Source organism: Acaryochloris marina MBIC11017 (genome assembly GCF_000018105.1).
Taxonomy (GTDB): domain Bacteria; phylum Cyanobacteriota; class Cyanobacteriia; order Thermosynechococcales; family Thermosynechococcaceae; genus Acaryochloris; species Acaryochloris marina.
Genome location: NC_009925.1, coordinates 70,069 through 89,414, shown reverse-complemented (window position 1 = coordinate 89,414; position 19,346 = coordinate 70,069). Strand labels below are relative to the sequence as shown.

Below are 19,346 nucleotides of genomic sequence, written 5' to 3'. Positions count from 1 at the left end.
GCTTTTAAGTTTTTTATACTGATCCAGTATATATTGATTTCTATAAATAATTTAGTAAAAAATATGCGTTTCTCTATTGAATAGAAGATGGATTAAGGCTAATTTATGTTTTTTCTTTTTTTCAACTTGAAGCAAGAAACCTAAATCGTCAAAATTTTTTAAAAGGGTAATTGTCGAATTAAATTTTCTGGCACAAACGGTTTATCCAATCAACAGTGCATGAACAGGAGACAGAATGATACTGACAAAGGTCACCACCAATGCGCCAATGGCAATTCCCAGATGGTAAAGACTCTGAGGTTGATTGGGGTTAAACCACGAGGTTAGTCCGATTAGATACCCACCTATAAATCCGCCTAAATGTCCCCAATTGTCTACTCTGCCAACAAAGGCTGACAGTACAAACGAAATAATGGTTAACGTCAGGGCTTGTTGCAAAACCTGTCGTTTATGAGCCCGTTGGCCATAAATCACCAGTGCTCCCAGAAGGCCAAAAACGCCGCCAGAAGCACCGACACTGAAGTTTGATCCCCTAAACGATGGTGGCAAAGAAGTCCAATACTGAGCGACAAAACTGGTGAGTAATGAGCTGGTTAGGGTTGTGAATGTATAGATACTCACTAATCGACCCGCCCCATACCCCTTTGCCACCATTGGTGAAAGATAGTTTAACCAGGCCATATTGAACCCTAAATGCCACAGCCCCCCATGGAGCCAACCCGAACTAAGTACCGTCCACCATCGACCCCATTCAAAGATGGGAACGGAACCCGTAGAGCCGAAAATTAGCAAACTATAGGAACTCGGCATTAAAAGGTTCATAACTCCTTCTGACCGAATGCCAGGAAGATCAAATAATAGTGTGATCAAATAAAGGGCAATACACCCGATGATCACAATTTTGATAAAACCAAAATCGGCCCCTACTCTGCGAATGGGACGTGCATATCCCCATAAGCCGGGATTCACCTGACCACATTGTGGGCATTCTTCTTGTTCAATAGAAACCAGTTTCTGACAAGAAAAACAGACGACAGAACCCGAAGTCTGACGTTTAGGTAAATTAAAGGCCATAGGTGATCATAAGGCTGTTGAGTAAATCCAGGATAGATCTACTGTAACCTGGTGCAAATACTGCCCCTGGCCCAATCAAGCTATTGAGGTGTCCCTTGCTGATCGATCCAATGCTCCATTTGCTCTGCTGCAGGCTGGTTCCCACTTTTTTGAAACAGCTGCTTAGCCTGTTGGTAATCAGCGATAGCCCCTTTACGGTCACCCAAGGTTTGGCGAATCAAGCCTCGATTGCCATAGGCTTCGGCCATATTGGGCTGTAGAGCAATGGCTTGGCTAAAGTCACGAAGGGCGCTTTGTGGTCGATTAATGGAAAAATAGGCAACGCCTCGGTTGTAATAGACTTCTGAATTACTGGGGGCGAGCTGTAGGGCTTGGTCATAGTCTTGAATGGCGTGGACATAATCTCCATTCAAGGCTTTCTGAATTCCTGTTGAGAATAAAATTTGCGATTGATCTTCTCTGGAAAGGGCAATGTTTTCTAATGGAGATGGATGAGTATGGGGTTTAGCATAGCTGCCTTGCCCGCTACCTACTGATAAAAGAACGGTTATTAATAGAGTGGGAAAAAGCCAGGAACGGTGAGAAGTGATAAGCATAATTAAACCTAATTTCTTAAATCTTAGGTGCAGAAAATCTGCCCCTGACTGTGAGCAACAGGTGTTTCTAGTTCTATTACAGTGCTAAGAATAAATACCTACAAAAAAACTGTCCAAGCGAGATGCTTGAAGTCTGCGAGACCTATAACTAAAAAATGTTTGGGGAAAGATTTATACTCCCTATTCTAAGAAATAAAACAGGTGTCCCCCTTAACTGAAACAATTCTTGCCATTTTCAGTAAAAGAGGATGGGGCGGCTAGGGGAGTAATGAGAGGCTGTTTGAGAAGTTTTAGTGCTCCTGCGCTAGCCTTCGAACCATGAGTCGAATCATCGCCACATATGCGAGCGCTTCAGCTGTTCTGGTCAGCACCTCATAATCTTTATTAAGACGTCGAGACCACAACAACCATCCAAACGTCCGTTCTACAATCCATCGTTTGGAAACAACCTGAAACCCCGCAAGATTATCTGAGCGTTTGACTACTTCCAAGACATATTGAAAACGGTCCATTACCCACTTCATCAAAGCTTGTCCTTGATAGCCAGCATCGGCCCATATGCGAACTAGACGGGACAAACTCGCACCTTGGCGTCGAGCTTTCCAAAACAGTATTTTGGCCCCTCGTTGGTCAGAGATATTGGCAGCAGTGACCATCACCATCAAAACCAGCCCTAAAGTATCAACGAGCACATGACGTTTACGACCTTTGACCATTTTCCCACCATCAAACCCAATCGAGTGACACCGAGGATTGCCGACTTTAACCGATTGAGCATCGCAGATGGCGGCACTGGGACTTGGATGACGGTCTTCACTCACCCGCTCTTGCATGCGCAGATGTTCATTGATGTGGACCCAAGTCCCATCATCGCGCCACCTTCGAAAATAGCTATAGACCGTTGACCAACAGGGAAAATCATGGGGTAGTTGTCTCCACTGACAACCCGTAACCACAAGATAAAAAATGGCATTGAGAACACTGAGCATATCAGTGGTGCGAGGTCTACCTCCAGGTTTAGCAGCAGGAATCAAGGGCTCAAGTAATTCCCATTGGAGGGTGGTGAGGTCGCTATCATATGCTGTAGGCATTGCTCTCTAGGTCCTGTCCAATGTTTGTGTATTGACAGATTAGTACCTTGAGAGCTTTACTCACTTCTCAAACAGCCTCTGAAGGTGTTTTGGAAGCAGGTTATGGGTTAAAAATATAGAGCTATCTGAAAGGCTGTCGACTAAGAAGAAGCACCTGCCTCCACCATGCGAAAGCGACTCCGTCCCCAAAGACTTGATTTCTCTAGCATTTGCTCGGCTTGGGAAATAAGCTGTTGACTGGTAACGGTGGTGTTGTTTCTTGCGATCGCACCCCCAATCTTCAAGCTCACAGAGATCTCTGACGCATCCACGAGCTGTAAGGGGGCATCTAAAGTTGTGGATAGAAATTCTCCGTAGTCAGCCGCTGCTTCAATGGCCATTCCTAGGGTGACGCAATACAAACGATGGCCACCATCAAAATGAAGCCAGCTGCGTGGAGAAAGCTGACGCTGTATCCGATCAGTAATGATCGGCCAAACCGCTCTGGCTTTGCCATCATTAGAACTAGGGGCATCATCAATATCCATCACAAATAAGCAGATCGAGCGATGCCAGGCCGAATCAGGGTTCAAGTTATTCAAGGTATGGGTGAGAACCTGATCCAGCAGTTGATATTCCAATAGTCCAGTTTTGGGTTCCGTTAATCTAAGAGCTGAAAATAGATGCATCTGGGCCGAATGCATCAAATCAAGCTTTTTCTTCTGGCTAGATGCATCTTGCGCTTGCCCTTGATAGTCTTCTTCTAGCTGACTTAGTTGCCGCTTCTGGCGAGAAGAAACCCACCCCCGTTTAATGATGGTGGGAGTTGTGACCAACAAGCCGATAATCACCCCTAAGGTTAGCGTTAGCAGGAGAATAAGGGCTAAAGAACCGTCAAATCGCCAAATTAAAAAGCTGACCGGAACCGAATAAGCATTTTGCAACGCAAATAGGATAGCAATCAGGGCGATAAGTAGGGCGAGAACAACTAAGATAGGCATCTGAATTTAGGAAATATCGCTTCTATATTAAGACGTCGCCTCACCATAAATAACAGTTGCGATTGATCAATCCTTTGAATCTCTAGGAAATATTGTGGAGCACTCAAGGTGATACCTTGCTAAACCAACCGCGACGCCAAAATAAATAGCTTAGACTTCCCGAAATCAGCAACATGGTAGCGATGACCGCAGGATATCCCCAGTACCAGCTCAACTCAGGCATGTTAAAAGGGGAAACTTGAGGGTTAAAGTTCATGCCATAGAGCCCTGAAATAAAGGTTAAGGGAATAAAGATTGTTGAGATGACCGTGAGGACTTTCATCACTTCGTTCATTTTATTGCTCACAGAAGATAGATAAACATCCATCAGACTGGCCGCGAAATCTCGATATGTTTCAACCATGTCTAAGATCTGGATGGAATGGTCGTAACAGTCCCTTAGATACACTTTTACCTCTTGGCTGATTAGGGGGCTATCTTCCCGTAGGAGGGCAGATAAAGCATCCCGTTGTGACCAACTCAGTCGTCGTAGATTCATCAACTCACGTTTGAGAGAGTGAACTTGGTTGAGGGTCTCTCGCGTGGGATTGTCGAGTATTTCATCTTCTAAGGTTTCTAACCGCTCTCCGTAAAGTTCTAGCACCGGGAAGAAACCATCAATAATGGCGTCTAAGAGGGCATAGGTGAGAAAGTCAGCCCCCATTTTTCGCATCAATCCCTTCTGCAATCGAATTCGCTTGCGAACTGGCCCAAATGAATCATGGAAAGGCTCTTCTTGAATCGTCAATAATGCTTGCTGATGCAAGATAAAGCTGACTTGTTCACTTACAAACCCGACGCCTTCAGGGTGAGGAAGAACCATACGGGCAATAATTAAAAGCTGATCATCGAAATCCTCAACTTTTTGGCGTTGAGGTACATTCACCACATCTTCCAAAACCAAGGGATGCAGATCGAAAGTTTGTCCTAATCGGCGCAGAATATCCTCATCCCCTAGTCCCTGAACATCAATCCAAGAAACGGTTTCTGTGGTCAGATAATCTGCACTTTCTTCAGGTTGTTCAACGATGATCCGGCGGGCTTGATGTGGGTTGTAATCGATGACAACAATCCGAGTGGGTGAAGCATCTTCGTCAATCGTCAGGGTTCCAGGAGAGCTGCCTGCTTGGTCATAAAAATAATCAACGTAACCTTGCTGCAAAGGGTCTGATAGAGGATTGGTCATGTCTGAAACCAGAATGCTTCTGCATCTATAGTTTGCATTGCTTGTTACCTGCAAACCCAGGAACTTTCTCTGGTCCTGATTTACAAACATGAATGAGACCACCCATCTGATTAGGAAAAGAGGACTAAACATACTAAAACCCAGGCAAAGGCTCGATTAATACGGCCTTCTGCCTGGGTTGGCCCAATACAGGAAAAGTCTATTTGTTGTCTAGCCTTGATACACCTAAAAAAGTTGCTGTGGTCAACATTCCCCATTGGATGGAACAGCTCTATTCTTTCTAAATCTAGAGAACCTTGAAGTTAAGAAGACGCGGCCTTGCTTGTCCCGAGTCCAACCTTGGGCTTCTACAATAACGGGGCGTTTAGGCAATGTTGTTTGGTAGCTCCGGGCAGCAGTATTGGATAATTCTGACTCATGAAGGTCAATGGAGGATGAAGTGGAACCAGGCGATCGTAAATCTTGCCAGACCGCAGTTCTGACTGGTCGCTGCTGTTGAGGTGTGGGGGATTGGATGGTACGGATAGGATTGCTGGGACGGTATACCGAGGGTTGATTTGTATGGCAGTTCTTCTTTGCCTGTAATTTTTGAGTTCTGCTGGTGTGTGTGGCTAAGGCAGAGTTCTGTCGTTGCGCTGAGATTGATTTTATAGGTGCTTGTTGGGCTTGGCCTGGAGAGAGAAGCAACATCCATGCTAACGCTGTTGGGATGCACAAAACAGTCTTGTTCATAATTTTCCTGCTTTACGGTCTGCGGACAACGGGGAAGGAGCAAACAGCAAAATTCTCAGATGGGAAAAGAGATTAAGGTGCTTGGTCAGCATGCAAATCTGGAATATGGAGTTGCTATTCTGTAGATATTTCAGGAGTGGGATCAACATTTACTCCCGTTTTTACATATCTTAACTGTTGGCAAGCCTCAGAAAAAGTGAAAACTCTGCATTAACAAGTTGCTGTCGGTTGATAATTGGCGGTGACGACATTCTTTTTTGGAGAAGAAGTCAGAATTATCTGCCCTTTCTTATCTTCAATCCAGCCTTTCGCTTCAATAATTTCTTCCTCAGCAACAATATTTTTTTCAACAACTGATTCTCTTGGCGTTTGATGCTTATTTTCGTCCCTAATCGCTTTAGATATCTGATGAGATAGTTTTATGTACTTATTAACTGAATTTGATTCTAAATCATGCAATCGTAGATCTTGCCAAACGGCTGGCATAGTTCGGTTCTGATATGGATTAGGAGGTAATCCACCTTTGCCTTTATAGGCAAAATGTCCGTTCCCTAAAGCTTGACCAGGGCGACATCCTTTAACGATTCTCTGTGGTTGAACCGGAGCTTCTCTATATTCAGATACTTTTAACCTAGAAGTCCGCCCATATTCTCCTACTAACTCACGATCATCTTCCGAGTTAACGACAATATCACTCATCTTAGTTGGTTTGGAGTTTTTTGTGAAACCTAATACTTCTTTAGCATTGATTGAAGTATCTGCCATAGGAGCATCTAAGATGATGTCACTATTCTCATTAGGAAATGCAACAATCATAGGTGCACTAATGCTTGCTTTTCCTCCAATACCAAGTCCTTCTGCTTCGTAGGTGATTTTACTCTGATTATTCATTAAAAGAAGATTGCTCATATCAATATTCAAGTTGCCAAGTTTATTATTCGTTACCTTCATTGAAATATAGGCATTATTATTAAGAGTTAAATTCTCCCCTTTTATATTGAGAAAGCCTGTAGGACCATTCCCAAGCCCTAATACACCTATTCCAGCTCCGTTACTAATTTCTATATCTTTTGTGGACAAGGATAAATTTCCAGTTTTTCCCACCCCATATGAAGTTGAAGAAATTCCACTATCAACATATATTTTATTATTAAAGTGAGTATCAAAATACCCATCCTTTCCAGAGATATTAGTGCTATCTGAGACTTGGATATTAATATTTCCAGCACTACCAGAATCCAAGGCAATAGTTTTAATTCTACCTCCATTAGTTAACTTCAGATCTTTAGACTGAATATTTATATTCCCTCCAGTTGATTGATTGACACTGTCGGTAAATATTATCCCTAGATTTGATATAGATAATGAGCCTGTATTGATCTCTATATCCCCACCAATACTCTGATCACTTCCTAAAAAATCTCCTGACCATGAAATAATTTTTCCACCACTTGATATGCTTACAGATTCCGCTGCATTAATAAGTACTTTTCCTCTAATTCCATTGTTATAAGAAAATGTCTTGATTAGTGCTTTATCTCGAATGATTTGTTTCCTTGAATAGAATCTAATCCTATTGCCAGCTTTGCCAGAGTAATTTGAATTATAAATATACCCACCTGATAAAGATATATCTTTGAAGCTATTTACTTTTGAGTATCCCAATGACCAACCACTAGTAAATGGATTTAAATTCACAAAACTATCAGCATCCACACTACCAATTTCAATATTTCCATTTGGAGCATTTATAACCCCTCGTTCAGAAGTAAAGTCTCCACTAAGAAAGGAAATTGTGTTGCCGGAATTGATTGATAGGCCACAATCACACTCAAAGTAAGATTTATAAGGACTATAACTGATTCCACTTCGTGCTTGAACCTTGATTTCTGCAGCGACATTCCCAAATTGAATCCCTAGTGGAACACTAACCTTGAAATTTGGAACGGATGTAGGGTTAGTGGCACTAAAAGTCTTACCATCCTCAAATACAAAACTGCTACCAGTGGTGGCCAAAAACGAACCATTCAAATCTAGTGACGCATTAGGGCCAAAGATAATTCCATTTGGATTCATTAAAAATAAATCAGCACCTCCCTCAACCCCCAAAGTGCCATTTATATTTGATATTCCTTTACCCGTTACACGAGACAATATCAAGTTGATCCCACTGGGATTAGTAAAGTAGGCTTGATTGTTTGTGGGGATACTAAATTTCTCGAAACTGTGAAACAGGGTGTTCCCTCTAGTTACCCCTCCCTCAATTTGAAATCTTGAGTTGTTTTGGTTGACGATGCTTCCTGTCGTCCCATCTGAGGTGATTTGGGCTAAGGTCGGCGAGAAGAGACACGTCCAAATTATGGCTGCTTGGAGAAAGGTGGCTTTGCTATTCATACTTCACCCACCTATAAATTTTGGGGTTCTAACACTATGAAGACAATAAAGAGGGCTTTTTGACTGACACATTGGATGAGGTAGTTCTATTGAGTCGTCATCTACAACGACTCATCAGCGAACTACTAAAATAATGTTCAAGTTTTAACGAAAGTTAATTGAAATATCTAGTAAATACCCTGATCGGTTACTAATGCGTTTAGAAGGAAATATATAAAGATACAGAAGTAATATCTTCTAAACTTTGTATAAAATACCTAATGTCTCTCTTCAGATAGATGTATTAATTTCACCATCAGCCTAATCTCATAAGAACAGGATGATTTTAGTTTCATGAGGGGATTTGTAATTTAGGTTTCGTCCTCTAAGGCCATCTGGGTGGTAATCTGCATTACATCCATTGAGTCGTGCAACCGTAACTTTTTGATTTAGTCGGCAGCTTATAACTCATGCCTCAAGAACCATCTGGTGGAGAGCAAGCTCCACGCCCATCCCGCCGCCTCTGGCTGATTTTATTTAGTCGCCCAGTGATAGGTACAGCCCTTATTCTTCTCGGGATCTTAATTTGGGGCGGTTGGCGAATCCTAGGCTTTATAAATAATGAACTTGCTCCCCAGATTGCCAAAGAACTGACAAAGTCTCTGAATCGCCCAGTGCTATTAGGTGATGTGCAAAGCTATTCCCTGACGGGACTGCAGTTTGGGCCATCTTCAGTACCTGCTCATACTTATTCAAGCAACGGTCGCACCATTGAAGATAAGGATGCAGGCAAGGTTCAAACCGTTAATGTTCAGTTTGATGTTTGGAAAGCCCTCTGGACCCGGACTCTTAATTTAGATGTGACTTTGGTGGATGCAGAATTGTATCTTGACCAAACAGAAGATGGAGAATGGATTTCAACCACTCTCACTCAGGAGGATTCTGAGGGATTGGTCAAGATTCAGCTTGATTCCCTAAGTGTCGATGGGGGAGAAGCGGTTATTGATCCTTATGGAGCGGAGGCTCGGACCCTGAGGAATTTAAAGGGTGTTCTAACGCTCCATGACAACAATGAGAAGCTGAAAGTTGAAGGGAATGGCACTTTAGATTCTGGTGGTAAAGCGAGGCTGAAAGGGGAGTGGTTGCAGCCTAGTCAATCCCTAAAGTTAGATGTCAAGGCCAAACAGGTTCAAATAACTCCACTTATGGGGTTTGTGCCCACAGAGATTCCCATTCAAATTCGATCGGGAGAAGTGGATGGGGATTTCCAGCTAACCTATCAACCTCAAGAACCCATTCAATTGACTGGGACAACAGAAGTCAAAGATGCTGATATTCGCGTTCCTGAACAGAATATTTGGGTAAAGGCGGAGGAATTTCAGGGAGAGTTGGATGTTGAGTATTCTCCCAATCAGCAACTCCCCAAGGTGGGGGGAGAAGCCCAATTCCGATCTGCGGATCTTTATGTACCTGAAAATTTACTGTTTCAAAATGGGCGATCGCAACGTCAGCAACTGCGTCGTACAAATGGCACTCTAAAATTTCTAAAGGATGAAGAACTCCTCCAGTTTGAGGCCCGAGGCACCATTGCCAGTGGGGGCCGACTGCGGACCAAGGGGGAAACAACCCTCGATTTAAGCAAAATTAAAGTTTCGGTATTGGCCCAGAATGTTTCTGCACCTATTTTTGATCGGGCGTTTCAAACACCTGTAGCCATTCGTTCGGGTCAGGTCGATGCCAACGTCACGTTGTATCTAGATCAAGCTAAACGGCCCAGTATGCGAGGCACTGCCCGCATGAAGGATATTGATGCTCAACTGATCGGCTTGCCCAAGTCTTTCTATGATGCCAATGGATTTATTCGTTTACGGGGATTAACTGCCACCCTAGAAGGGGTGACGGCTCGATATGACCAAGTTCCCGTTGCCGCCAAAGGTTCGATTGATATTGATCGGGGTTATAGCCTTTCTGCCCAGGTTCCTGGACTGGATGTTAATACGGCTCTGACCACCATGGAGGTGCCCGCATTGCCGGTGCCCATTGCTGGGGAGGTGAGTCTTCCGGAGATTCGGATTACGGGTCCGATTGATCGTCCCTTTATTGCCGGGGAAGTTGTGATGGCCTCTGGTACGAAGATTGACCGGGTGCCCTTTGAGACGATCAAGGCCCAATTCATTTTAGATAATCCGTCCCTGAATGTTAGCCGTATTTTGGCAGTGCCTGAGGCTGGGGGCGAGATTACGGGAACGGCCCGCTATAACCTTTTACCGGGGGCAGACCTAGCGGCGGATGTAGATGTTGTTGGGTTGCCTGGGGATGCGATCGCATCCCTATACGACGTACCCTCGGGTTTAACGATTGGCCCCATCAACGCTCAGACCCAGGTTCGGGGGCAACCCGAAGATCTACGCACCCAAATTGCTTTTCAAGCGCCCCGTGCCACATATCCCACCAATGGTGAGATGCGCTTACGAAAAGGAATTACTCGGTTAGACAATGTTGTGGCCCAAGTGGCTGGTGGAACCGCTCGGCTGGATGGGTATTTTGATCAAACTGATCTGAAAGCGGATGTCAGATTGGCGGGCATTAAGCTATCCAACTTTGCCCCCGAATTAAAAGGCGCTTTGAGTGGAAATATTGCCCTCAATGGCCCCATTGCAGCCCTCAGCCCTAACACCCTGCGGGCTCAAGGCCAAGTTAATTTTTCCCAGGGATTATCCCTGCTAGAACAGCCGTTAGATGCTCGATTCCGATGGACGGGGCGTCAGATTGTGGTGCAGTCGGCGACGGCTAAGGGGTTTCGAGCCGATGGTACCATTGATGCTAATTTACAGTCTCCTCAAGGTCCCCAGATCACCGCGATGGATCTGAACATCAAGGCTGATAATTATGATTTACGAACCCTAGCAGCCTTGGGACCCACAGCAATTCCCTTGACCGGGCAGGCCGACTTGATAGGCCGCATTACCGGAACCCCCGAAGCCCCCAATTTAGTGGCGACTTTACAGCTAGAAGACTTAGCGTTGTTTCAGTTTCGGTTTGAACCGGTAATGAAAGGGGACTTGGCCTTTGGCCCAGGGGTTGAAATGAAGGTGGGAGGAGAACGAGATCGCATCGATGTTTCTCTCAACTCTCAATTCTTGCCCAACTCTTTTCTGATTCGCAGAGATCAGGCCATCGCCCAAGGGACAACCCAAGGCAATATCCTCCGGGCAGAAGTCAAACAATTTCCCCTACAACCCTTGAATTTAGGTTCCATCGCTAATTTAGGGTTAGGAACGGTCTCTGGGACTGCATCGGGTCAGTTCCTAGCCAACCTGAAACAGCAAACCCTAGAGGGTAGCTTTGCCGTTGATCAACCGGCCCTTAACCAGATTCAAGCTAAAACCCTAACGGGCAAGATTCGTTATCGAGATGGAATCGCTAATTTAGATCAGGGGACATTGCTCAAGGATGAAAGTCAGTATGTATTAAATGCGAAATTTATTGCCAGTGATAATCCGCAGTACTCAGGTGACTTAGCGATTACGAAAGGCAATATTGCTGATGTTGTGGCGTTGTATGAGTCTATCGATTTTGCAAATATCGGATCCCCCCAGCAGCCTAAAACCTATGGAACAGCAGCAGATTTGCAAACCATTCCGGTTGGCGTAAATGGCCCATTACTGTCTCAACTGCGCCGTTTTTCTGAAATTCGGCAGTTAGCCATTCTCCAAGCGAATCAACAGGAGCAAAGTCTGTTCGCCTTAGATGGCCTAACGGGGCAATTTGGCGGACAAATAGACTTTGCAGGATCCGTCAAAACTGGGGTGAATGCTGATTTCGATATTCGGGGACAAGATTTTAAGTTGGGGTTGTCTGGCATAGATCAACTCGTGGTTAAAGGCGAACTGGAAGATGGCCTGCTCAGTTTACAGCCCCTGCGTGTCAAAACGGGTGAGAGTCTATTGGCTTTTCAAGGGCAGCTAGGCAGTTCTTATCAGTCGGGGCGACTGCGGCTGCAAAATATTTCCGTTGAACCCATTAACCCCTTCTTGGATTTACCTGTCACCGTCACCGGCAAATTAAATGGCACCCTCAATTTGGCTGGAAACTTGGAAGACCCTCAGCTAGAAGGTCAGTTTGAGCTAGTAGAAGGGCGGTTGGACGATGCCGTTATTAATAGTGCTCAAACCACCTTGAGCTATAAACAAGCGCTCCTCAAGATTGATAGTCAGGCTCGGATTAATAACTCCCAACCCTTGGTCCTAAAGGGGGAAGTCCCCTTTGTACCGGTTTTCTCAACAGTAAAGCCAGCGACGGATCAGGTCTCCCTCACAGCAAGTATTCGAAATGATGGCTTATCCCTCCTGAGCTTATTTACAGACCAAGTCACCTGGGAAGGCGGTAATGGCGCTCTAGATGTCAATGTCAAGGGCACGATTGATCAGCCTATTGTGGACGGTAGCATCCGATTCCAAGATGCCAAACTTCAGGCTGCGGCCCTGAAACAGCCCCTCACCAATTTGAATGGCTTGATCAAATTTGATAGTAACCTAGTGACCATTCCTCGCTTAACGGCCAAGATCGATGATGGCCAGCTAGAAACCACTGGAAGTCTGCCCATTTTCCAAGGGTCGAACCAACAGGCCTTAGCCGTCAAATTAGAAGATTTAGATCTCAATGTGCAGGAACTCTATCAGGGAGGCGTGAATGGAGCCATTGTCGTCAAGGGAAGTGCTTTACAACCTCGGATCAGCGGCAAACTACAGCTTAGTAACGGCAAGGTCAAATTAGCCAATGCAAGTGGAGCTGATAGTTCTGCCCCTGGAACCGTGTCTCAGCCGGGTGTAGACAATCCGATTAAATTCAATAATTTAGTGGTTCAAATTGGCGATAATGTCAAAATCTCTCAACCGCCCGTCCTTAGTTTTATCGCGAACGGTGACCTGACCATCAATGGACAAGTGGATCAACCTTTAGCGGATGGTGTGGTTCGCTTCCGTAAAGGCTCCATTAATCTGGCCACCACCCTCTTTAGTGTTGATCCTAGACGGGAGAACTATGCCAGCTTTGACTCGCAATTTGGCTTAGACCCCTATCTCAATATTGGTATGAAAACCACTGTGACTGAGGTGGTAAGGGCGACGACCACTGACTTGAATGAGTTTGCTGAAGTCCCCTCTAGTGCCATTGGTGCAGTCCAATCCGTGAAAGTGAATGCCACGGTGGATGGACGGGCCAGCGAACTCCTCGCTAACTTTGACAAAGTCGTGACCTTAAGCAGCCGTCCTAGCCGCACCAATCCCCAAATTATTGCTCTACTGGGGGGTGGCTTGGAACGGTCGCTACAGGATGGGCAAGCGACCCAAGCTGCTGCCAATATTGCCAGCTCCGCAGCTTTCTCCAGTGTGCAGCAAGCTCTGAACGATGCTCTGGGAAGTCGCGCTAGTTTCCGAGCCTTTCCTGTTTTGCTCCCTAATCAGAACAATAACCAAAGCGCTGTACTAGCCTTTGGAGCTGAATTAGGATTTGACATTACCGATCGCTTCTCTGCATCGGTTCTCCAAATATTGACAGGGGTAGATGAACCGACTCTATTTAACTTGAGTTACGAGATCAACAATCAAATTAGGGCTCGGTCCTCCATCAGTTCTGAAGGCGAAGCCGTCGGTGTGTTGGAATATCGCATTCAATTCTAATCCTCGTTACAATAACCCTTTGCAATAGATACGGCTGCTATGATCATCAACCGATTATTCGCCTGGGGAGTTTTGGCCATTAGGGATTTTTCTGATCGGCGCTGGTGGCGTTGGTGCTGTCTTGCCCTGATTACGGCAAGCTTAATTCTCTTAAGTCATCCCAGTAGGGATGTCGTTGTGGCTCAAACCCTTGAGTCAGAGACGGTGGAAGTGGATGGCATTCCGTTATTTGAATTAAGTTCGTCGAAAGAATTCCCGGCTGAAGATAGAGCTAGAACGGTCAACCAAAGCTTACAAACCCTGGTGAATACCTCGACAAAGGCAGAGGTTATTGTTGATTTCTCTAAAGACCTACCCGTGCTGAAAGTCGAAGTCGGTGCGAAACAACCCTTGTATTTGTTGACCGTGAATAGTCAGGATGCAGAGTTGTCTTCTCCAGAAGTGACCGCTAGAACTTGGCAAAAGAAATTGCAGCGAGCAATTAATCGAGGGCAAGATGAACGGGCCAATCCTGGGCGATTAGTGGCTATTGGCGCTCTATGTTTGTTGTTGGCACTGATCGCTCACTGGGGGATAGGGTGGTTTTGGCGCCAGAAGTTATTCAAACTTTTACCTCGGGCAACGGTCGATCCAACGACGGGTGAACAGCCTCAAAGCCTTAGATTTCTCCTCAAAGCCATTTTCTACTGTTTGCGGATCGTGCTGTGGGTGGGCACGATTGGCTTTGTTTGTGGTCTATTTCCCTGGACCCGCAATGGCATCTATTTAATCATCAACACTCTGATTCAAACCTTCTCCACTCCGTTTATTCCGGCAGGTGGAAAGTCCTACTCTGTTGTAGATGTTGCTCTGCTTCTACTTCTACTGGCGGGGCTAATGAACCTGACTAAAACCGTGCAGCATTTGTTGAGATCACGGGTATTAGGAGCCACTGGACTGAATCGCGGAGCCCAAGAAGCCGTGGCCTTTGTGGCTAACTATGTCTTGCTGTTCATCGGAGCAATGGTGCTATTTCAGCTTTGGGGCTTTGATCTGAGTTCCTTAGCTGTATTTGCGAGTGTCCTTGGTGTGGGGATTGGTTTAGGACTGCAAGGATTTGCCAAAAACTTTATTAGTGGTATGGTCCTGATTTTTGAGCAACCCATTAAGGTGGGGGACTTTGTGAAGGTCGGAGATTATCAGGGCACAGTAGAACGAATCAATGTTCGGAGTACAGAGATTCGCACCCTAGATCAAGTTTCGATTATTGTCCCTAATTCAGAGTTTTTAGAATCTGAAGTGGTTAATTGGGACCATGGTTCTTCTGTCTCGCGGTTACAAATTCCAGTGGGAGTGGCCTATGGGACCAACCCCAAAAAGGTACGAGAAGCTTTGATGGATGCGGTTGCTGAGTATAGTTCGGTTCGCAAAGATCCACCCCCTCGGGTATTTTTCACTGAGTTTGGGGATAATTCTCTGAATTTCTTGCTATTGGTTTGGATTGATGAGCCTGAAAAGCAATTTGCCATCAAGAGCGATCTTAATTTTCGCATTGAGACCATTCTGCGTCATCGAGAGATTGAGATTCCTTTTCCTCAAAGGGATCTACATGTGCGATCCGGCAAGCTACCCCTAGATCTACCTGAAGAGTTAGTGACTTCTTTTACGCTACTTTCTCAAAATTTAAACGTTTGGTTGCAGCAGCAGTCTCTAAAAGAAAACGCTTCAGACACTCATGCTGCTGCAAATACAAAGTCTGCTCACCCAGATGATAAAAAGATTTAGTTCCCTGTTTGTCCTTCAAAAGGATACTCTTAGGTGCATCAGTTTAACTAATCTTGAATAAGGGGAATTTACCTAGATAACTTAGGTCTAGTCGCCACCACAAACTGATCTAATAAGTGTAAACTCTGATGCATATTTGGGCTGGAAAGCAGTTTGCCACCATGAACCTTGTTGTTTGGCATGTCCCAATTTATCGAATAGTTGATAATTTGTGGGTCGTATCATGCTCGTCGGACAATACACTCTAAAATCTGCTTGTAGTGCATCTCCATCAGGATATTGCAAAACACCGCTGGCCATATATAGCCCTGGTTTGTCGAGGGGGCGAATATTTGATACTTGAGCAATTTGCGCCGAAACAGCTGTAGATATAGAGGAGGCGAATATTGCTGTTAAAACTGCTAGCTTTTTATTCATTCTTTGACGCAACTAAAAATGGTGAATACTGCTCATTCTGTTACTCTTATTTTACATTTTGGAATAGGTTTATTGACCTCAGTAGAAATACATAATTTAGCTAGATAGTTGTTTTTAGATATATTTGTTGCCGTTTGAATAATTTTTTATGAGAGTATAAAAATCTAATTTTTTAGGAATATAAAAATTAGATTTAAACGATTTTTAAATTCATATTTGATTGCCAATCTTATCTTGATATCTGAGCAGAGTGGTAGCGAATATTCAAAATTTTTCTCAATGTGGTTAGATAGTGCCAGCTTGATTGAACTCTGATGTGAGAAGAGCCATCAGGGTACAATCTTGCATTTGCCTGCTTGACAGAGGTTGGTAGACTTCGATAGCTTGAAGACTGGTCTGATAAATTAAGAATAGTTTTCATTAGTGCGTTGAATTTAAGATGGTCTTCAATCTCTCTAAAATCGCTCTGATTACTTCAGTGAGCTTTTTCTCTATCGCTGTTGCAAGTGGATGTACTAACACTCAAACGGATGGTGAAGGCAAGATAGTGAGGGTGTATTCTGCCCGACACTATGATACGGATCAGGCCTTATATCAAGACTTCACCAAGCAAACGGGAATTGAGGTTAAGTTACTAGAAAGTAAGGATAATGAGCTACTTGAGCGAATCAAAAACGAGGCCAGCAATCCCCAAGCGGATGTGTTGATTACGGTTGATGCAGGTCGATTATGGCGGGCGGAACAGGCCAACTTATTGCAATCAATTTCTTCTAACCAGCTGAAAGATAAAATTCCAGAGAATCTCCGTCACCCGGATGGTCTTTGGTTTGGTCTGACTCGGCGGGTGAGGATGTTGGTATACAACAAAGCAAAGGTAAAGCCAGAAGAACTCTCCACCTATGAGGCATTGGCAGAACCTGCTTGGAAAGGTAGAGTTTGCGTTCGTAGTTCCAACAATATTTATAATCAATCCCTTCTAGGATCCTTTATTGAATCAAAAGGGGAAACGGAAACCGAACAATGGGCCAAAAATTTAGTCGCCAACTTTGCTCGTCCTCCCAAAGGAGGAGACGTTGACCAAATTAAAGCGGTGGCAGCTGGTCAATGTGATGTAGCTATTGTGAATCACTATTATGTGGCCCGTTTAGCTCAATCCAAGAATTCTAAGAATAGAGCCATTACTGAGAAGGTGGGAGTCTTTTTCCCTAACCAGGATGACAGAGGAACTCATGTCAATATCAGTGGGGCTGGCGTAGTCGCCAATGCACCTAATAAGGAAAATGCGATCGCATTTATGGAGTACCTCACCAGTCCTGAGGCCCAGAAAGTGTTTGCCGAAGCAAATAACGAATATCCGGCAGTGATTGGGGTTGAAGAATCACCCGCTTTAAAAGAGTATGGCGAATTTAAATCCGACACCATCAACGTCAGTGCCTATGGACGTAATAATCCAGAAGCAACCAAAATAGCAGATCGAGCAGGATGGCAGTAACCCCTTTGTTTCGCTGCCTACTCTCCAGATAGTTGAAGAAAGACCGTTCTTTGTCGAGGGCCATCCAGCTCAAACAACAGGACCGATTGATAAGTCCCTAAAGCTAATTGGCCCTCGACAATAGGCGCCACTTCACTGGAAGAAAGCGTGATCGCCATCAGGTGAGAATGCGCATTTTCTGGCTCATCTTCGGGGACATCCCGCAAATGTAGATCATTATGCAGGTATCGTTGGTTCGCTGGAGCCAGCTTGTGCAAATAGACTTTAATGTCCTCTAATAATCGTTCTTCATACTCGTTAATGGCTAAAGACGTAGTGGTATGCCGAGAACAGATTAAAACTTGGCCATTTCGAATTGAGCTAGCAGCAATAAACTCTTGAATTTGAGGGGAAAGATTATAAATGCCAATCCCTTGATCGGTTTCAAGATCAAGAATTTCATGCACAATCACCATGAAACGCAAAAAGAAAGATCTCACCTAAGATACACCTTGCTGGGCACCAGGTTTAGGCTTTACCTATCTGAACATATTTTTGGCGGTCAGCTCGCCTTCACAGAATACTGCTCCTAATGGAGGGATAGGGGAGATGGCGAGCAGCTTAGAGAGGGAGGGGATTGTGAACAGTCATGGTGACAATAAGTATTTCTACCTTCTTCCTTAGCCCGATATAGCGCTTTGTCTGTTAATTCAATTAAGCCATCCAACGACTGCTCAGATTTAGGAATAACGGTGGCAATTCCTAAACTTAGGGTGATTTGAGGGCTAACAGTGGAAAACTCATGGGGAATGTTGAGTTCTGCAATCTTACTGAGAATGCCCAGGGCAACTTGTTCTGCGCCTTGGGCATGGGTTGAAGGCAAAACGATCGCAAATTCTTCGCCCCCATAGCGAGCAACCAGATCGTCCGGGCGATGAACGGCCTTTTGGATGGCAAGGGCGACTTGCCTTAAGCAGTCATCTCCAACCTGATGACCATAGTGATCGTTAAACAATTTGAAATAATCAACGTCGCATAAAATGAGCGATAAGGGTTCATGATCACGTTGTAATCGCCGCCAAACTTGCTCCATATCTTGATCAAACCGATAGCGGTTGGCCACTTGAGTTAAGCCATCAATGTGGGCTAGGCGATGCAAAGAGGCATTTGCCTTTGCGAGTTCTGCTTCAACTCGTTTACGCTCTTCAATTTCCCGCTGCAGATTCTGCGTCAGCTCTCGAATGCTCAAATGCACTTTCACTCTGGCGAGGACTTCGGCTTCCTGGAAAGGCTTGGTGATGTAATCAACCGCTCCTAAGGACAATCCCTCAACTTTATTCGCCTGCTCACTTAGAGCAGACATGAAAATAACGGGAATATCCTGGGTACGAAGATCGGCTTTTAATTTTGCACAAGTTTCCAAGCCATTCATTCCCGGCATTTGGATATCTAACAAAATCAGATCAGGTAAACCATGAGCTAACTGCTTTAAGGCAGCATTCCCACTAGTGGCGACCCAAACTGTAAACCCCTGATCTCTGAGTGTCTGAGCCAAAATGGTGAGATTCGTTGGCACATCATCGACGATGAGAATATTTGAAGGTTTGGGGGAATCAGGCATCGCCTTGCTAAGTAAGACTGGACTAGTGGAGGCTAACGGCACATCCAGATAAATTTATATCAAAAACAGGATAGTTTGACTTTTCCATTGTGAAGGGTAATGGAACGAACAAAATCCGCAAGAATACTTAAATTTACAGTTAACTGTTTAAATAAACATATTTCAATGTGTCTGATTTTGAATTTTAGAAATCTTCTACTACACCTGTTGAGTATTTCTAGTATATCCCTGACCCTTTATTCTCCCAGTACTTGAGGGGTAAGGAGCCCATGATTTCTGAAGGTAGATTGACTGGGCTTTGAACATGTCTTCCAGAAAAAA

The 19,346-nt window shown here is 44.6% G+C and carries 13 protein-coding genes; 3 read left to right on the top strand and 10 right to left on the bottom strand.

Going from position 1 to position 19,346, the window contains the following annotated elements:
• Nucleotides 1-201 precede the first annotated feature (201 nt).
• The 7 genes from AM1_RS00390 to AM1_RS00360 all read right to left on the bottom strand — a co-directional run bounded on the left by AM1_RS00390 (nucleotide 202) and on the right by AM1_RS00360 (nucleotide 8,092).
• On the bottom strand, nucleotides 202-1,074 hold the full coding sequence (locus tag AM1_RS00390) for a rhomboid family intramembrane serine protease (RefSeq protein ID WP_012160791.1): 873 nt from the start codon (nucleotides 1,072-1,074) through the stop codon (nucleotides 202-204).
• 80 nt (nucleotides 1,075-1,154) lie between these two features.
• On the bottom strand, nucleotides 1,155-1,670 hold the full coding sequence (locus AM1_RS37405; RefSeq protein WP_012160790.1) for a tetratricopeptide repeat protein: 516 nt from the start codon (nucleotides 1,668-1,670) through the stop codon (nucleotides 1,155-1,157).
• A gap of 290 nt (nucleotides 1,671-1,960) precedes the next feature.
• Nucleotides 1,961-2,761: an IS5-like element ISAcma5 family transposase gene (locus AM1_RS00380; RefSeq protein ID WP_012160730.1), complete on the bottom strand. Its 801-nt coding sequence runs from the start codon at nucleotides 2,759-2,761 to the stop codon at nucleotides 1,961-1,963.
• Nucleotides 2,762-2,901: 140 nt separating this feature from the next.
• Complete coding sequence (locus tag AM1_RS00375) at nucleotides 2,902-3,741, bottom strand: LapA family protein (RefSeq protein ID WP_012160789.1); 840 nt, start codon at nucleotides 3,739-3,741, stop codon at nucleotides 2,902-2,904.
• A gap of 103 nt (nucleotides 3,742-3,844) precedes the next feature.
• Nucleotides 3,845-4,966, bottom strand: coding sequence for a magnesium/cobalt transporter CorA (gene corA, locus AM1_RS00370; protein WP_012160788.1), 1,122 nt, complete (start codon nucleotides 4,964-4,966; stop codon nucleotides 3,845-3,847).
• Nucleotides 4,967-5,209: 243 nt separating this feature from the next.
• Nucleotides 5,210-5,698: a hypothetical protein gene (locus AM1_RS38320; protein WP_012160786.1), complete on the bottom strand. Its 489-nt coding sequence runs from the start codon at nucleotides 5,696-5,698 to the stop codon at nucleotides 5,210-5,212.
• A 210-nt stretch (nucleotides 5,699-5,908) separates the two neighbouring features.
• Nucleotides 5,909-8,092 (bottom strand): filamentous hemagglutinin N-terminal domain-containing protein, encoded by a 2,184-nt coding sequence (locus AM1_RS00360; RefSeq protein WP_012160784.1) that lies wholly within the window; start codon nucleotides 8,090-8,092, stop codon nucleotides 5,909-5,911.
• Between the two features lie 449 nt (nucleotides 8,093-8,541).
• Here AM1_RS00360 and AM1_RS00355 point away from each other — a divergent pair, with 449 nt between their 5' ends.
• Nucleotides 8,542-13,752 (top strand): translocation/assembly module TamB domain-containing protein, encoded by a 5,211-nt coding sequence (locus tag AM1_RS00355; protein WP_012160783.1) that lies wholly within the window; start codon nucleotides 8,542-8,544, stop codon nucleotides 13,750-13,752.
• Between the two features lie 39 nt (nucleotides 13,753-13,791).
• A complete protein-coding gene (locus AM1_RS00350) occupies nucleotides 13,792-15,516 on the top strand; it encodes a mechanosensitive ion channel family protein (RefSeq protein ID WP_012160782.1) in 1,725 nt (574 codons plus the stop codon).
• 87 nt (nucleotides 15,517-15,603) lie between these two features.
• Here the strand turns inward: AM1_RS00350 and AM1_RS00345 are convergent, their stop codons facing one another.
• Complete coding sequence (locus AM1_RS00345) at nucleotides 15,604-15,933, bottom strand: hypothetical protein (protein WP_012160781.1); 330 nt, start codon at nucleotides 15,931-15,933, stop codon at nucleotides 15,604-15,606.
• 439 nt (nucleotides 15,934-16,372) lie between these two features.
• Here AM1_RS00345 and AM1_RS00340 point away from each other — a divergent pair, with 439 nt between their 5' ends.
• Complete coding sequence (locus AM1_RS00340) at nucleotides 16,373-17,425, top strand: Fe(3+) ABC transporter substrate-binding protein (protein ID WP_012160780.1); 1,053 nt, start codon at nucleotides 16,373-16,375, stop codon at nucleotides 17,423-17,425.
• 17 nt (nucleotides 17,426-17,442) lie between these two features.
• Here AM1_RS00340 and AM1_RS00335 read toward each other — a convergent pair whose 3' ends face one another.
• Together AM1_RS00335 and AM1_RS00330 are read right to left on the bottom strand one after the other, a co-directional pair.
• Entirely contained in the window at nucleotides 17,443-17,880 is a 438-nt protein-coding gene (locus AM1_RS00335; protein ID WP_012160779.1) for a secondary thiamine-phosphate synthase enzyme YjbQ, read from the bottom strand.
• Between the two features lie 113 nt (nucleotides 17,881-17,993).
• On the bottom strand, nucleotides 17,994-19,025 hold the full coding sequence (locus AM1_RS00330; protein WP_012160778.1) for a diguanylate cyclase domain-containing protein: 1,032 nt from the start codon (nucleotides 19,023-19,025) through the stop codon (nucleotides 17,994-17,996).
• Between the last annotated feature and the right edge of the window lie 321 nt (nucleotides 19,026-19,346).

Coding starts and splice junctions, on each gene's coding strand:
- AM1_RS00390 (WP_012160791.1), bottom strand. CDS start 1,074: ATGGCCTTTAATTTACCTAAACGTCAGACTTCGGGTTCTGTCGTCTGT.
- AM1_RS37405 (WP_012160790.1), bottom strand. CDS start 1,670: ATGCTTATCACTTCTCACCGTTCCTGGCTTTTTCCCACTCTATTAATA.
- AM1_RS00380 (WP_012160730.1), bottom strand. CDS start 2,761: ATGCCTACAGCATATGATAGCGACCTCACCACCCTCCAATGGGAATTA.
- AM1_RS00375 (WP_012160789.1), bottom strand. CDS start 3,741: ATGCCTATCTTAGTTGTTCTCGCCCTACTTATCGCCCTGATTGCTATC.
- corA (WP_012160788.1), bottom strand. CDS start 4,966: ATGACCAATCCTCTATCAGACCCTTTGCAGCAAGGTTACGTTGATTAT.
- AM1_RS38320 (WP_012160786.1), bottom strand. CDS start 5,698: ATGAACAAGACTGTTTTGTGCATCCCAACAGCGTTAGCATGGATGTTG.
- AM1_RS00360 (WP_012160784.1), bottom strand. CDS start 8,092: ATGAATAGCAAAGCCACCTTTCTCCAAGCAGCCATAATTTGGACGTGT.
- AM1_RS00355 (WP_012160783.1), top strand. CDS start 8,542: ATGCCTCAAGAACCATCTGGTGGAGAGCAAGCTCCACGCCCATCCCGC.
- AM1_RS00350 (WP_012160782.1), top strand. CDS start 13,792: ATGATCATCAACCGATTATTCGCCTGGGGAGTTTTGGCCATTAGGGAT.
- AM1_RS00345 (WP_012160781.1), bottom strand. CDS start 15,933: ATGAATAAAAAGCTAGCAGTTTTAACAGCAATATTCGCCTCCTCTATA.
- AM1_RS00340 (WP_012160780.1), top strand. CDS start 16,373: ATGGTCTTCAATCTCTCTAAAATCGCTCTGATTACTTCAGTGAGCTTT.
- AM1_RS00335 (WP_012160779.1), bottom strand. CDS start 17,880: ATGGTGATTGTGCATGAAATTCTTGATCTTGAAACCGATCAAGGGATT.
- AM1_RS00330 (WP_012160778.1), bottom strand. CDS start 19,025: ATGCCTGATTCCCCCAAACCTTCAAATATTCTCATCGTCGATGATGTG.